Genomic DNA, 15,343 nt, shown 5'->3' with positions numbered 1-15,343 from the left:
CGGCCGAGCGGCCGCGACGCAGGAGGTCCGATGCCCGAACTGCCCGAAGTGGAAACCGTGCGCCGAGGTCTCGCGCCGGTGATGGAAGGGGCGCGGATCGTTCGGGTCGAGCAGCGGCGGGCGAACCTGCGCACGCCATTCCCCGAAGGGTTCGTCGCCCGGCTCGAGGGCGCCACCGTCACCGCCCTGTCGCGCCGGGCGAAATATCTCCTGGCCGATCTCTCCACCGGCGCGGTGCTGATCGCCCATCTCGGCATGTCCGGCTCGTTCCGGGTGCGCGGCGGGGCGGGCGAGGAGACGCCGGGCGTCTTCCACCACGGCCGCGACAAGGCGGCGACCCACGATCACGTCGTGTTCCATCTCGACGGCCCCCATCTGCCGGGCGGCGCCACCGTCACCTACAACGACCCGCGCCGCTTCGGTTTCATGGATCTGGTCGAGCGGGCCGATCTTCCCGCCCATCCCTCGATCGCCGGCCTCGGGGTCGAGCCGCTCGGCAACGCACTAGACGCGGATCTGCTGGCGCGGCTCTTCTCGGAGCGGTCGACGCCGTTGAAGAGCGCGCTGCTCGACCAGCGACTGATCGCCGGGCTCGGCAACATCTACGTCTGCGAGGCGCTGTGGCGGGCCGGGCTCGACCCGCGCGCGGCGGCGGGCACGACGGTGACGACGGCGGGGGCGCCGAGCGCCGGGCTGGTCCGGCTCGCCGCGGCGATCCGCGCCGTGCTCGAGGAGGCGATCGCGGCGGGCGGCTCGTCCTTGCGCGATCATCGTCAGGCCAACGGCGAACTCGGTTACTTCCAGCACGCCTTCTCGGTCTACGACCGCGAGGGGAGCCCTTGCCCGCGACCGACCTGCGACGGGGTGATCGAGCGCGTGGTGCAGTCGGGCCGCTCGACCTTCTTCTGCCCGCGCTGCCAGCGAAGGGGCGGCCGAGGGCGCTGACGCGCCCACGCGTATTTCCGCAGAGGGGGCGTGCGAAAGAGGGCGTTGCCCGTCGCCGCCCGCTCGGTTAGCCCTTGGAACGACGGGGCGGCCGCGACGCGCCGCCCGATGGGAAAGGACGCCCCATGGCCTACGAGAACATCCTGGTGGAGACGCGCGGCCGCGTCGGCCTGATCACGCTCAATCGTCCGAAGGCGCTCAACGCGCTCAATTCCGCCCTGATGGCGGAGGTGAGCGCGGCGCTCGACGCCTTCGAGGCCGACGCCGGCATCGGCGCGATCGTGATCACCGGCTCGGAGAAGGCCTTCGCCGCCGGCGCCGACATCAAGGAGATGCAGCCGCTCACCTATCCGTCGACCTATCTCGACGACTTCATCACCTCCTGGGATCGAGTGGCGCGGGCGCGCAAGCCGGTGATCGCCGGCGTCGCCGGCTTCGCGCTCGGCGGCGGCTGCGAGCTCGCCATGATGTGCGACATGATCCTGGCGGCGGAAACCGCCAAGTTCGGCCAGCCCGAGATCAAGCTCGGCGTCATGCCCGGCGCCGGCGGCACCCAGCGCCTGACCCGCGCGCTCGGCAAGGCCAAGGCGATGGATCTCTGCCTGACCGGACGGATGATGGACGCGGTCGAGGCGGAGCGCTCGGGCCTCGTCGCCCGGATCCTGCCGGCGGAGGGCTTCGTCGACGCGGTGGTGGCGGTGGCGACGGACGTCGCCGGCATGTCGCTCAACGCGGCGATGATGACCAAGGAGACCGTCAATCGCGCCTTCGAGGGCTCGCTCGCGGAGGGCTTGCGCTTCGAGCGGCGGCTGTTCCAGTCGATGTTCGCGACCGCCGACCAGAAGGAGGGCATGGCCGCCTTCGTCGAAAAGCGCAAGCCGACCTTCCAGAACCGCTGAGACGCGCGAAAAGGGGCGGGCGCCGGGGCCCACGCCCGTTGACGGGCGCGGGAGCTGCGGTTATAAGCTCGCCCCACTCGGTGGCGGCTCGTTTCGCCGCCGCATCGTCACATTCGTATCGGCCCCGTCCGGCCGGTCTCCGTGAGGCTCTCGGGCCGCGGGGCACGGTCGACGGCTCGAGGTCGAGCGCAGTCGAGATCCAGGAGAGGCTCGTCCATGGCCAATACGCCGTCCGCCAAGAAGGCGGCCCGCAAGATCGCGCGCCGCACCGCGGTCAACAAGTCCCGTCGTTCGCGCGTGCGCACCTTCCTGCGCAAGGTCGAGGAGGCGATCGCCTCCGGCGATCCGGCCGTCGCCGCCGCCGCGCTCAAGGCCGCTCAGCCGGAGCTGCAGCGCGCCGCCTCGAAGGGCGTCGTCCATCGCAACACCGCCTCGCGCAAGATCTCCCGGCTGGCCAGCCGCGTGAAGGGTCTCGGCGCCTGATCGGGCCTCGACGCGCATCGTTTCGGGAAAACCCGGGCTCTTCGAGCTCGGGTTTTTTCATGGTCGCGGGCCGTCGCGACGGCCGTGAAATACCCTAGGTAAAATTACTACGACGTCTCTATCCGAGTGATTCCGGCGTTTCACCGCCTGTCATGAAAATTCGTTCATGATCAATGATTTACCTGCAAGTGGTGAAATGTCGCAGGATCGGGCGCGACAACGCCGGGGCGAGATCGCCACATGACGTCACGTCGCAGAAAAATCGTCGAGACGATCCGACCGGGCGGCGCGTCCGGGAACTTCATGGAGTCGGAAGGACTTGCCCGAGCGACTCGGGCAATGGGGTGTGTCGTGCATGCGACGAAGCGCCGTCGCGACGTTTTCGAGCGTTGCGCCGACCCCGGGGGGTGTGTACATATTGGCCATCGGGGACGGCGTCCCCAACTTTCTTCAGACGAGCCGAGGTTGTATTTTCAGAACGTCAGTTGTTCTGTCGCCGACATCAGAAACGGTAAAGAACAAGTGTCGGTGAAAACCACATCTTCGTTTTCAGAGAATGAAAGACGCGGATCCATGGGGTGGATGGTCTCGGCCACCGTGGATCGCACTCAAAGATAGACCAGGGATTAATTGGGGTGGCGCGGATTTCGTTCGCGCCTTGGGGGACTTCGTCATGTCGATCTCGGAAACGGGGGGCTACGCCGGTGACGTGGCGCCCGCGGAGGCCTGGGCGTCGCTCGCCGAGGATCCGCGCGCGGTGCTCATCGATGTCCGAACACGGGCGGAATGGTCCTTCGTGGGCCTGCCGTCCCTCGCCGAGATCGGCAAGAACCCGATCACGCTCGAATGGCAGATCTTCCCGTCGATGACGGTCAACGCCGAGTTCGTCGAGATCCTCGACGGCGCCCTGACCAAGGCCGGCATCCCGCACGACGCCCCCCTCTATTTCCTGTGCCGGTCCGGCGCCCGCAGCCGCAGCGCCGCGATCGCCATGACCGCGGCCGGGTGGAGCCGATGCCTCAACATCGGTCCCGGCTTCGAGGGCCCGCTCGACCCCGGTGGACACCGGGGACGAGTCGCGGGCTGGAAGGCCGACGGCCTGCCCTGGACTCAATCCTGACGACGTGACGTCCGACCCCGGTCGGACCGGATCCCGTGACCTCGAGGGCGACCTCGGGGAGAGACTCGTCGTCGCCGAATTCTCGGCGCGGCGCGGTGAAACCAGACGGCGCAGACGCGATCGGGCGGATCGCTCTCGGCGGATAGGAGAGGCGGAAGACGATGGAGGCACGTGCGATGACCCGTAGCCCGGACGGCCGCGACGAGTGGGAGCGCATCAAGGCGCGCCTGCGTGTCGAATTGGGCGAGGACGTCTTCACCAGTTGGTTCGCACGGGTCGAATTCGAGACCCTGGTCGACGAGACCGTCCATCTTTCGGTGCCCACCCGGTTCCTGAAGAACTGGCTGCAGAGCCGCTATCGCGATCGTCTGCTCGTCCTGTTCCGCGAGAGCTTCGGCACCATCGCCCAGATCGAGTTCTCGGTCCGCTCGGCGATGCGTCCGGTTCCGGGAGCGCGTGAGGCCAACGAGGCGGCGCGGCGCCCGACGCCCGTGCTGGTCGCCTCCAACGCCGAGCCGAGCCGGGCCGGAACCGCACCGCGCGCCGCCGCCACGGCCGGCCGCGACGACGAATTCGCCGGCAGCCCGCTCGATGCCCGCCATTCCTTCGAGACCTTCGTCGAGGGCCGTTCCAACGGTCTGGCGCTCGCCGCCGCGCGCCGGGTCGCCGAGAGCCGCCCGGGCGAGCCGGTCGCCTTCAATCCGCTCTACCTCCACGCCTCGGTCGGGCTCGGCAAGACCCATCTCCTGCAGGCGATCGCCCACGCCGCCAAGGCCGAGGGCCGCAAGGTGCTCTACCTCACGGCCGAGCACTTCATGTACCGTTTCGTCCAGGCGCTGATGGCGCAGTCGGCGATCGCCTTCAAGGAGGCGCTGCGCGGCATCGACCTGCTGCTGATCGACGACATGCAGTTCCTCCAGGGCAAGCAGGTGCAGCAGGAGTTCTGCCATACGCTCAACTCGCTGATCGACGGGGCGCGTCAGGTGGTGGTCGCCGCCGATCGCCCGCCGGCGGATCTCGAGATGCTCGACGAGCGCATGCGCTCGCGTCTGGCCGGCGGCCTGCTGGTCGACATCGGCGCGCCCGACCTCGATCTGCGCCGCCGCATCGTCGCCCACCGGGTCGAGGCGACCCGCAAGACGACGCCGGGCCTGATGCTGTCGGCCGCCGTGATCGAGTGGGTGGCGGAGAACGTGATCTCCTCGGCCCGCGATCTCGATGGGGCGGTCAACCGCCTGGTCGCCCACAACCAGTTGACCGGCCGACCGATCGACCTGGAGATGGCGGAAGCGGCGCTGCGCGATCTCCTGCGCACCCGCGAGCCCAAGAAGGTCAAGATCGAGGACATTCAGCGGGTCGTCTCCAAGCACTTCAACGTGACCAAGGCCGACCTCCTGTCGGCCCGGCGCACCCGCACGGTGGTGCGTCCGCGCCAGATCGCGATGTATCTCGCCAAGGCGCTGACGCCGCGCTCGCTGCCGGAGATCGGCCGCCGCTTCGGCAATCGCGATCACACCACGGTGCTGCACGCCGTGCGCAAGATCGAGGAGATGGCGACCGCCGATCGTGGCTTCGCCGACGAGATCGAGATGCTGAAGCGCATGCTGGACGCCTGAGAGGGCGGCCCCTCGCATCGCCGGACGGGGTCGTGGGTCACCACGGCCCCGTCCGCGTTTCGCGACCTCGGCTCGCAGGCCCCGGTCCATGCATCCGCAGGGTCGCTGATCGACCGTCGTCGCGCTTGCGCCGGACGGAGCGCTGATATAGCCCAAGACCCAGGAAACGACGGTGTCCGCGCGGGGCGCGGGCCGACGCGCGCGGGAGTGAGTTCAGATGGCGGACATGCGTCTCGTCGTGGTCGGCGCGTCCGGCCGCATGGGCCGAGCCCTGATCCGGGCGGTGACCGAGACCGAGGGGACGATCCTCGTCGGCGCGGTGGAACGGGCCGGGTCGCACGACCTCGGCCGCGACGCCGGCGATCTCGCCGGGATCGACAAGCTCGGCGTCTCCCTGACCGACGACGCGCTGACCGCCTTCGCCCATGCCGACGGCGTGCTCGACTTCACCGCCCCGGCCGCCACCGTCCATTACGCCGAACTCGCCGCTCAGGCGCGGATCGTCCACGTGATCGGCACCACCGGCTGCGGTCCGGCCGACGAGGCCAAGCTCGCCGCCGCCGCCCGTCACGCGGTCTTGGTGAAGTCCGGCAACATGAGCCTCGGAGTCAATCTGCTGGCGCAGCTGGTGCGCGAGGCGGCGCGGGCGCTCGGGCCGGAATACGACGTCGAGATCATCGAGATGCACCATCGCATGAAGGTCGACGCGCCCTCGGGCACGGCCCTTCTCCTGGGGCAAGCGGCGGCCGAGGGGCGCCGGGTCGATCTCGCCGCCCATTCGGTGCGCTCGCGCGACGGCCACACCGGCCCGCGCGGTCTCGGCGACATCGGTTTCGCGACGCTGCGCGGCGGCACCGTGGTCGGCGAGCACACGGTGGTCCTCGCCGGTCCCCACGAGCGGCTGGAACTGACCCACCGCGCCGAGGATCGCTCGATCTTCGCGCGCGGCGCCGTCCGCGCCGCCCTGTGGGGGATGAGCCGCAAGCCCGGTCTCTATTCGATGGCCGACGTGCTCGGTCTCGCCTCACGCCCCTGACGTTTCAACTGGGAGTAATGCACGATGGATCGTCTTCTGGTGCTCTGCCGTCACGGCGAGAGCGAGTGGAACAAGCTCAACCTCTTCACCGGCTGGAAGGATCCCGACCTGACCGAGAAGGGCGTGGCGGAGGCGATCCGCGCCGGTGAGAAGCTCAAGGCCAAGGGCCTCGTCTTCGACGCCGCCTATACCTCGGCACTGACCCGCGCCCAGCACACGCTCGACCTGATCCTGACCCAGCTCGGCCAGACCGATCTCCCGATCACCCGCGATCAGGCCCTCAACGAGCGCGACTACGGCGATCTCTCCGGCCTCAACAAGGACGAGGCGCGGGTGAAGTGGGGCGAGGAACAGGTCCACATCTGGCGCCGCTCCTACGACGTTCCCCCGCCCGGCGGCGAGAGCCTGAAGGACACCGCCGCGCGCGTTCTGCCCTATTGGGACGCCCACATCCTGCCCGACCTCAAGGCCGGCAAGCGCATCATCGTCGCCGCCCACGGCAATTCGCTGCGGGCTCTGATCATGAAGCTCGAGAAGCTCACCCCGGAACAGATCCTCAAGCGCGAGCTCGCCACCGGCGCGCCGATCGTCTACCGCCTCGACGCCGAGGGCGAAGTGATCGGCCACGAGGATCTCGCCGGCTGAGGCCGCGAGAGCCGCGATCCCACGGAAGAAGGGCGCGCGATCCGGCCGGATCGCGCGCCCTTCTTCGTGAGGTGAGGTCGACGTCGCTCGGGCCGGAACCCGGTCGCCGGGTCGCGGCGCGGCTCAGCCGACGCGCGCCGACGAACCGCGCGCCACCAGACGGCCGGAGAGCACCACCTTGCGCGGCGCCATGTCCGGCCGATTGAGGCGCTCGAACAGGAGATCCATGGCGGTGCGGCCGATGTCGGCGACCGGCTGCTCGATGACGGTGAGGCCGGAACCGACCAGCTCGGTCCAGGTCTCGTTGTCGAAGCCGGTGAGGGCGAGGTCGCGCGGCGTCTCCAGCCCGGCCGCCCGCATCGCCCGGTAGGCGCCGAGCAACATCAGCCCGTTGGAGACGACGACCGCGTCGGGGCGCTCGCCGCTCGCCAGCCGCTCAGTGAGGGCTTCGGCGGCGGCGCGATCGTGGGGGGCGACGAAGCGAGCGTCGGGCTCGAGCCCACGCATGATCATCGCCGAGCGATAACCGTCGTGGCGCTCGATCGCGGTCGAGGAGGTATTGCCGAACAGGCCGAAGATGCGAGAATGGCCGTGGTCGTGGAGGTGGCCGACCAATTGACCGGCGGCGCCGGCATTGTCGATCACCACCGCGTCATGGACGCCGTTCGGCCCGGTGCGGTCGACCAGGACGACGGGGAAGTCGAAGTTCCTCTCGTCGAGAGAGGCGGCGGTGGTGCGGGTCGGCGCGTAGATCAGGCCGGTGATCCGCTCCTCCTGCATCAGACGCAGATACATCGCCTCGCGATCGGGGTTCTCGTCGGTGTTGCACAACACCACCCGCATCTCCGCGCGATAGGCGGCATCCTCGACCGAGCGGCTGAGCGTCGTGAAGAAGGGATTGCGGATGTCGGAGACGATCAGACCGATGGTGCGCGAGTGCTGCGAACGCAGACGGCGCGCCGACAGATTCGGCCGGTAGCCGGTGGCCCGGATCGCCGCCTCGACCTTCTCGCGCAGGTCGGCGCTGACCGGCCCGTTGCCGAGAACGCGCGACACCGTCGCCGCCGACACGCCGGCCGCCTTGGCCACATCCTTGATGCCCGTAGTCATGTTTGAAAACGATCCCAAAGCCTTGCACCGATTCTCCGCTACATATGGTGCGATGCAAAAAGCATATTGCCAGAATAATTATTGAAATGCAACAGGATGAGGGGTTGACGTATCGTCTGAAAACGTTTTCAATCCGCCTTCAGAAAAACCCGGGAGGAAGGGTTCGGTCATGTCCCACACGCCGTCACTCTTGTCGATCGAACTGGTGCGCGTCGGCGCGACGCCCGCGACCAAGGAGGCCGCCATCCGCGAGGCGGCGCAGATGTTGGTCGCCGCCGGACGCATCGACGTCGGCTACGTCGAGAGCATGATGCGCCGCGAGACGGTCGCGAACACCTTCCTCGGACACGGTGTCGCGATCCCGCACGGGATGATCGAGGATCGCTCGATGATCCGCGACAACGGCCTCGCGGTACTGCAGATCCCCGGCGGCGTCACCTGGAACGAGGGGCAGACCGTCCGCCTCGTCGTCGCCATCGCGGCCCAGTCCGACGCCCATATCGCGCTGCTGCGCCGCCTCACCCGTCTGATCCAGGACGAGGCCGCGCTGGAGCGGCTGGCGACCACGACCGACGCGAACGCCATTCTCGCCGCCCTCTCCGACGACGCGCCCGTCGCGCCGCCGTCGGGCGAGGCGGCGATCGATTTCGCCGAACGCTTCGACTGGGTCGTCGACTATCCCAACGGGCTCCATGCCCGCCCGGCCGCCCATTGGGTCGACACCGCGCGGCGCTCGTCGGCGCGGCTCCGGATCCGGGCCGGCGAGCGCGTCGCCGATCCGAAGAATCTGATCTCGCTGCTGCAATTGGGTCTGGTCGCGGGCGAGTCCGTGGTGGTCTCGGCCGAAGGCGGCGACGCCGCCGACGCGCTCGCCCGCATGAAGGCGGCGATCACCGGCCTGACGATTCAGGAGAAGGCCGACGCCGCCAAGGCGGCGATCAAGGCCGCCGCCCCGCGCGGCTGGACGCCCCCCTCCGCCCTCCCCTCGATCCCCGGCATCGGCGCCTCGCCCGGCCTCGCCGTCGGCCGCGTCCACGTGTTGCGCACGGTCGCGCGCGCGGTTCCCGACGTTCCCGTGCCGCTGGTCGAAGGCGGCGCCGCGCTCGACGCGGCGATCGTCGAGACGAAGCAGCAGCTCCAGGTGCTCGCCGACGACACCGGCCGGCGGCTCGGCGCGGCCGAGGCCAAGATCTTCGAGGCGCAGGCGGAATTCCTCGCCGACACCGATCTCGTCACCCTCGCCTGTCAGCTGATGGTCGAAGGTCACGGCCCGGCCTGGGCCTGGAACGAGGCGGTGGAGCGGTCCGCCCGCAGCCTCTCGGCGATGGGCAATCCGCTGCTCGCCGCCCGCGCCGTCGATCTGCGCGACGCCGGTCACCGGGTCCTGCTGCGTCTGGCGCCCGAACTCGCCGAGGCGGGCCCGAACCTGCCGGAGGGACAGTGCATCCTGGTCGCCGAGGATCTGACGCCCTCCGACACCGCCGGCCTCGACACCTCCCGCGTGATCGGCCTCGCCACCGTGCTCGGCGGTCCGACCTCGCACACCGCCATTCTCGCCCGCACCCTCGGTCTGCCGGCGATGGTGGCCGGCGGCGCGGCCCTGCGCGACCTCGAGGAGGGCGCCGAAGTGGTGCTCGACGGCGAGGCCGGGCGGCTGTGGCTCGCCCCCGACGACGCGGCCAAGGCCTCGGTCTACGCCCGCCGCAGCGAGGATCTCGCCCACCGCGCCCGCGAGGCGGAGGAGCGCGCCTCCCCGGCGGTGACGCTGGACGGGCGCCGCATCGAGATCGGCGCCAATGCCAACACGCCCGATCAGGTGGCGCTGGCGCTCGACCTCGGCGCCGAAGGCGTCGGGCTGATGCGCACCGAATTCCTGTTCCTGGAGCGTTCGGCGAGCCCGAGCGAGGACGAACAGGCCGCGATCTACACCGAGATGGCCGCCGCCCTCGACGGGCGTCCGCTGATCGTGCGTCTGCTCGACATCGGCGGCGACAAGCAGGTGGCGCATCTGAAGCTGCCGCACGAGGAGAACCCGTTCCTCGGCGTGCGCGGCGCGCGCCTCCTCCTGCGCCGACCGGACCTTCTCGAACCCCAGCTCCGGGCGATCTATCGCGCCGCAAAGGCGGGCGGTCGCCTGTCGATCATGGCGCCGATGATCACCTCGCTCTCGGAAGTGCTGGCGCTGCGCGCCGTCTGCGACCGGATCCGCGCCGAGATCGGCGCGCCCGAGGTTCCGATCGGCATCATGGTCGAGGTGCCCGCCGCCGCGGCGATGGCCGACCGTTTCGCCCCGCACGTCGACTTCTTCTCGATCGGCACCAACGACCTCACCCAATACACCCTGGCGATCGACCGGCAGCATCCCGATCTCGCGATCGAGGCGGACGCGCTGCATCCGGCCGTGCTGCGGCTGGTCGCCGAGACGGTCCGGGGCGCGGCCACCTGCGGGCGCTGGGTCGGCGTCTGCGGCGGCATCGCCGGCGATCCCTTCGGCGCCTCGATCCTCGCCGGCCTCGGCGTCGCGGAACTGTCGATGACGCCGCGCGACGTCCCGGCCGTCAAGGCGCGGCTGCGCTCGGCCGGCTTCTCCGACCTCGAGGCGCTGGCGAAACGCGCCCTCGACTGCGACGGCGCCGATCAGGTTCGCGCGCTCGAAGGAGGTCGGTCATGACCGACGTCGTCACCCTCACCCTCAACCCGGCGATCGATCTCACCGTCACCGTCGACCGGCTCACCATCGGCGAGGTGCAGCGCGCCCGCTCGGCGCAGTCGAACGTCGGCGGCAAGGGCATCAACGTCGCCGGCTGCCTCGCCGACTGGGACGTGAAGGTCGCCGCCGGCGGTGTGCTCGGGCGGTTCAACGACGACGCCTTCGTCGGGTTCTTCCACGACAAGGCGATCCTCGACCGCTGCGTCCGCGCGCCCGGCGAGACCCGCACCAACATCAAGATCGCCGATCTCGCGACCGGATCGACCACCGACGTCAACCTGCCCGGCCTCGCCGTCGACGCCGGTCTGGTCGACGCGGTGTGGGCGGCGGCGCTGAAGGATCTCGAACCGGGCACGCCGGTGGTTCTGGCCGGATCGCTGCCCGAAGGGCTGCCGGCCGAGACCTGGGCACGCATGGTCGCCGATCTCGCCGCCGAGGGCGCGCGGGTGGTGCTCGACACGTCGGGGGCGCCGCTTGCCGCCGCGCTCGGACCCGAGGCGACCCGGCTCCCCCATGCGATCAAGCCCAATCGCGCCGAGCTCGAGGCGCTCCTCGGGCGCGACCTGCCGGAGACCCGCGACCTCGTCGTCGCCGCGCGCGAACTGGTCGCACGCGGCGTGGCGTTGGTGGTGGTATCGCTCGGGGCGGAGGGCGCGCTCTTCGTCGACGCCGAGACCGCGCTCGCGGCGCGCCTCGCCCCGAAGGCGGTGCTCTCCACCGTCGGCGCCGGCGACGCGATGGTCGCCGGCATGGTCGCGGCCCTGCTCGAACACGCGAGCCTCGATCGGCTCGCGCGCCTTTCGGTCGCCTTCGCGACCGCCAAACTCGACCGTATCGGACCCCATCTCGGCCCGAAGGCGAACGTGGAAGACCTCGCCGCCCGGGTGGAGACCCGCCGGCTCGACTGACCCCGGACATCGGAAGAACGAGCGGGGGAACCCCGCCAGGAGGAAGGCATGACCAAGCTGATCGCAGTCGTTGCGGCCGATGGCCGTGGCACCCAGAGCCTGCTGGCGGCGGAAGCGCTGCGCAAGGCCGCCGCAGCCGCCGGCGCGAGCCTGACGGTGGAGAGCCGCACGGGCGGCACCAGCTCCGCCCCGCTCGCCGAGGCGGCGATCGCGGAGGCCGACGCCGTCCTGATCGTCGGCGACGGCGATGCCGGCGTCGCTCGTTTCGCCGGCAAAGCCAGCGCCACCGTCTCGCTCGAGGCGGCGCTCGCCGACCCCGCCGGCGCGATCACCGGCCTCCTCGGCAAGCCGGCCGCCGCCCCGGCTCCGGCCGCCCCGAGCGCGGCCAGGCGCATCGTCGCGGTGACCTCCTGCCCGACCGGCATCGCCCACACGTTCATGGCGGCGGAAGGCATCGAGAACGCCGCCAAGGCGCTCGGCCATGCGGTCCGTGTCGAGACACAGGGCTCGGTCGGCGCGCAGAACGCGCTGACGGCGGCGGAGATCGCGGCGGCCGATCTGGTCGTGATCGCCGCCGACACCAACGTCGATCTCTCGCGTTTCGCCGGCAAGGCGGTCTATTCGACCTCCACCAAGGCGGCGATCAACGACGGCAAGGCGCTGATCGCCAAGGCCTTCGCCGAGGCGACCGTGCAGCGCGCGGCGGCGGGCGAGCTGATCGACCGGGTCGCGGCGGAGAAGGCGGCGCGCGCCACCGAACGCACCGGCCCCTACAAACATCTGATGACCGGCGTCTCCTACATGCTGCCCTTCGTGGTGGCGGGCGGCCTCCTGATCGCCATCGCCTTCGCGCTCGGCGGCATCTACGCAGGCAACAAGGAGAACGCGGGTACACTCGCCCACGCACTGATGCAGATCGGCGGCGGCTCCGGTGCCTTTGGGTTGATGGTTCCAGTCCTCGCCGGCTTCATCGCCTATTCGATCGCCGACCGACCCGGCATCGCGCCGGGCATGATCGGCGGCATGCTCGCCGGCACCATCGGCGCGGGCTTCCTCGGCGGCATCGTCGCCGGCTTCCTCGCCGGTTACACCGTCAAGTTCCTCAACGACAACATCCATCTCGGCCGCAATCTCGACGGCCTGAAGCCGGTTCTGATCCTGCCGTTGCTCGGCACTGCCATCGTCGGCCTCTTGATGGTCTACGTCATCGGAACGCCCGTCGCCGCCGCCCTCTCCGCTCTGACCGGCTGGCTCAAGGGCATGCAGACCGCCAACGCCGTGGTTCTCGGCGCGATCATCGGCGCAATGATGGCCTTCGACATGGGTGGCCCGGTCAACAAGGCGGCCTATGCCTTCTCCACCGGCCTGATCGCCTCCGCCGACAACGCGGTCTACGGGCCGATGGCCGCCGCCATGGTCGCCGGCATGACCCCGCCGCTGGCGCTGGCGCTCGCCACCAAGCTCTTCGCCGACCGCTTCACCCACGACGAGCGGGAAGCCGGCAACGCCGCCTTCGTGCTCGGCATCTCCTTCATCACCGAGGGTGCCATTCCCTTCGCGGCCAAGGATCCGTTCCGTGTGATCCCGGCGCTGATGGTCGGTTCGGCGATCGCCGGCATGATCTCGATGGGCGTCGGCGCCGAGCTGAAGGTTCCCCACGGCGGCATCTTCGTCCTGCCGATCCCCAACGCGGTCACCCATCTCGGCGGTTATCTCGTCGCCATGGTCGCCGGCACGATCGTCAGCGCGGTGCTGCTGCGCATCCTGAAGCCGAAGGTGGTGGAAGCCTGATCCCGGGCGGGCCCGCCGTCGACACGGCCCTGTCGACGGCGCCTTGCTCGCACACGACGAACCGCTCCGGGCAACCGGAGCGGTTCGTTCGCGTTTCCCGGCTCGCTTCGCCCCCGCCACCCCTTGCGGGTCGCGCGCCGCCGTCGCATGGAAGAGGCGCGGACGGCGCGGGCCGACGAGGGGACATCGGGGCGAACGAGCGATGCGCTACAGGAACGACATCGATGGGCTGCGCGCCGTCGCGGTGATCCCGATCGTGCTCTATCACGCCGGGGTCTCGCGGATCTCGGGCGGGTTCATCGGCGTCGACGTGTTCTTCGTCATCTCCGGCTACCTGATCACCTCGATCATGATCGCCGACATGGAGGCGGGCCGCTTCTCGATCCTCGACTTCTATCGCCGCCGCACGGTGCGGATCTTCCCGGCGCTCTTCACCATGCTGATCGTGGTCCTCGCCGTCGGCATGGCCACGCTGTTTCCGGGCGATCTGCGCTCGCTCGCCGCGAGCGCCGCCGCCGCCGCCGGCTTCGTCTCCAACATCTGGTTCGAACTCACCACCGGCTATTTCGGGCAGGCGGCCGAGACGAAACCGCTGCTGCACACCTGGTCGCTCGGGGTGGAGGAGCAGTTCTATCTCGTCCATCCGCTGCTGCTCGTCCTGGTGCGCCGGTTCGCGCCCGCCCGGCTGAAGCTGGTGCTCGGCCTGACGGCCCTCGCCTCCTTCGTCCTCGGCCTCGTCCTGGTGCTGCCGCTGCATCTGGCGACCGATGCCTTCTACGCGCTGCCGGGCCGGATCTGGGAACTGGGGCTCGGGGCGCTCGTCGCCGTCGGCGCGGCGCCCCGGGTGACGAGCGGCCGGGCGCGTGACGCGCTGGCGCTCGCGGGTCTCGGCCTGATCGGGCTCGGCTACGCGGTGATCCGGCCGGACAGTCTCTTTCCGGTCCCGTGGGCGCTGTTGCCGGCGCTCGGCACGGCGCTCCTCGTCGCCTATGGCGCCGGCGCGGTGACGGAACGGTTGCTGTCGGCGACGCCGCTGCGGTGGGTCGGCGCGATCTCCTATTCGCTCTATCTCTGGCACTGGCCGATCATCACCTTCTGGCGCCTGCGCCACGACATGGAGCTGACGCCGAGCGACACGGCGATCGTGGTGGCGCTCTCCTTCGCCGCGGCGACGGCCTCGCACGTGCTGATCGAAAAGCCGTTCCTGCGGCGCTTCCGCCAGGGGCGGTCGGGGCCGATCGTGGCGGTCGGCGCGGGTGGGCTCGTGGCCATGCTGGGGCTCGCCTTCGTCGCCCATCAGGGCGCGGCGACGTGGCGGACCTATCCGCCGGAGGTGCGGAAGGTCGCCGCCTACGTCGACTATCCCTCGACCGCCGACCACAGGGCGCAGTTCCTCGACGGGACCTGTTTCGTCAGTCTCGGCGAGGTCTACCAGCGCGACGCCTGCCTGAGGCTCTCGACGACCAAGCCCAACATGCTGGTCTTCGGCGACAGCCACGCGGCGCAATATTGGAAGGCGATCACCGAGCGTTTTCCCACCTGGAACGTGATGCAGGCGACGGGGGCGGCCTGTCGCGGCCTGTGGAACGTCCGCGCCGAGAGCCATTGCCTCGGCTTCATGCCGTGGATCCTCGACGAGTGGCTGGTCGAGAACCGCATCGACGCGATCGTCCTCGCCGGGCGCTGGCTCGGCGGCGAGGACGGCCTCGTGAAGGACACGGTCTCGCGGCTCGTCGCGCGAGGGATCCACGTCACGGTGATCGGGCCGGTGGTGGAATACGACGGCGAGATGCCGGCGATCCTGGCGGACGCGATGATGCGCGGCGATCCGGAGCTGGCCGCGCGCAAGCGGCTGACGGAGCGGCGGGCGCGCGACCGGACGATGGCGCCGATCGTCGCGGCGACCGGGGCGACCTGGGTCTCGGCCTGGGACGCGGAATGCCCCGACGACCACTGCCGCCTCTTCGACGGCGACGACGGGCCGATGCATTTCGACTACGGCCACGTCACGCTCTCGGGCGCGCGGATCCTGATGAAGGCCCTGCCGGAACCGCCGGTTCGGGGGAAGTGACGAGGCGCC

12 protein-coding genes are annotated in these 15,343 nt (G+C 70.1%); 11 read left to right on the top strand and 1 reads right to left on the bottom strand.

Translation table 11 applies throughout. From position 1 onward, the window contains the following. Nucleotides 1-30: 30 nt before the first annotated feature. The 7 genes from mutM to J3S89_RS21190 all read left to right on the top strand — a co-directional run bounded on the left by mutM (nucleotide 31) and on the right by J3S89_RS21190 (nucleotide 6,744). The gene (mutM, locus tag J3S89_RS21220) at nucleotides 31-945 is read left to right on the top strand and encodes a bifunctional DNA-formamidopyrimidine glycosylase/DNA-(apurinic or apyrimidinic site) lyase (protein ID WP_217931259.1); all 915 of its coding nucleotides are present in this window, start codon (nucleotides 31-33) and stop codon (nucleotides 943-945) included. 125 nt (nucleotides 946-1,070) lie between these two features. Beyond that, on the top strand, nucleotides 1,071-1,844 hold the full coding sequence (locus J3S89_RS21215) for an enoyl-CoA hydratase (RefSeq protein WP_217931257.1): 774 nt from the start codon (nucleotides 1,071-1,073) through the stop codon (nucleotides 1,842-1,844). A 216-nt stretch (nucleotides 1,845-2,060) separates the two neighbouring features. Then, the gene (gene rpsT / locus J3S89_RS21210; protein ID WP_217931255.1) at nucleotides 2,061-2,327 is read left to right on the top strand and encodes a 30S ribosomal protein S20; all 267 of its coding nucleotides are present in this window, start codon (nucleotides 2,061-2,063) and stop codon (nucleotides 2,325-2,327) included. A gap of 673 nt (nucleotides 2,328-3,000) precedes the next feature. Continuing rightward, nucleotides 3,001-3,447 (top strand): rhodanese-like domain-containing protein, encoded by a 447-nt coding sequence (locus J3S89_RS21205; RefSeq protein WP_217931253.1) that lies wholly within the window; start codon nucleotides 3,001-3,003, stop codon nucleotides 3,445-3,447. A gap of 176 nt (nucleotides 3,448-3,623) precedes the next feature. After that, on the top strand, nucleotides 3,624-5,063 hold the full coding sequence (gene dnaA, locus J3S89_RS21200; RefSeq protein ID WP_217931244.1) for a chromosomal replication initiator protein DnaA: 1,440 nt from the start codon (nucleotides 3,624-3,626) through the stop codon (nucleotides 5,061-5,063). A gap of 226 nt (nucleotides 5,064-5,289) precedes the next feature. Next, nucleotides 5,290-6,099, top strand: coding sequence for a 4-hydroxy-tetrahydrodipicolinate reductase (gene dapB, locus J3S89_RS21195; RefSeq protein ID WP_217931340.1), 810 nt, complete (start codon nucleotides 5,290-5,292; stop codon nucleotides 6,097-6,099). 24 nt (nucleotides 6,100-6,123) lie between these two features. Then, nucleotides 6,124-6,744, top strand: coding sequence for a 2,3-bisphosphoglycerate-dependent phosphoglycerate mutase (locus J3S89_RS21190; protein ID WP_217931242.1), 621 nt, complete (start codon nucleotides 6,124-6,126; stop codon nucleotides 6,742-6,744). Nucleotides 6,745-6,867: 123 nt separating this feature from the next. Here J3S89_RS21190 and J3S89_RS21185 read toward each other — a convergent pair whose 3' ends face one another. Then, complete coding sequence (locus J3S89_RS21185; RefSeq protein WP_217931240.1) at nucleotides 6,868-7,854, bottom strand: LacI family DNA-binding transcriptional regulator; 987 nt, start codon at nucleotides 7,852-7,854, stop codon at nucleotides 6,868-6,870. Between the two features lie 169 nt (nucleotides 7,855-8,023). Between J3S89_RS21185 and ptsP the strand changes: the two genes are divergently transcribed. The 4 genes from ptsP (at nucleotide 8,024) to J3S89_RS21165 (ending at nucleotide 15,334) form a co-directional block, all read left to right on the top strand. Further along, entirely contained in the window at nucleotides 8,024-10,525 is a 2,502-nt protein-coding gene (gene ptsP / locus J3S89_RS21180) for a phosphoenolpyruvate--protein phosphotransferase (RefSeq protein WP_217931239.1), read from the top strand. Further along, nucleotides 10,522-11,472, top strand: a complete 951-nt coding sequence (pfkB, locus tag J3S89_RS21175) for a 1-phosphofructokinase (RefSeq protein WP_217931237.1) — start codon at nucleotides 10,522-10,524, stop codon at nucleotides 11,470-11,472. Before ptsP ends, pfkB begins: the two co-directional genes overlap by 4 nt. A gap of 48 nt (nucleotides 11,473-11,520) precedes the next feature. After that, the gene (locus J3S89_RS23430; RefSeq protein ID WP_217931235.1) at nucleotides 11,521-13,263 is read left to right on the top strand and encodes a PTS fructose transporter subunit IIC; all 1,743 of its coding nucleotides are present in this window, start codon (nucleotides 11,521-11,523) and stop codon (nucleotides 13,261-13,263) included. Between the two features lie 202 nt (nucleotides 13,264-13,465). Continuing rightward, on the top strand, nucleotides 13,466-15,334 hold the full coding sequence (locus J3S89_RS21165) for an acyltransferase family protein (RefSeq protein WP_217931233.1): 1,869 nt from the start codon (nucleotides 13,466-13,468) through the stop codon (nucleotides 15,332-15,334). Nucleotides 15,335-15,343: the final 9 nt, after the last annotated feature.

The organism is Pinisolibacter aquiterrae (assembly GCF_019160155.1).
Taxonomy (GTDB): Bacteria; Pseudomonadota; Alphaproteobacteria; order Rhizobiales; family Ancalomicrobiaceae; genus Pinisolibacter; species Pinisolibacter aquiterrae.
The sequence above is the reverse complement of the archived record's forward strand: the minus strand, read 5'-3'. Positions and strand labels throughout refer to the sequence as shown.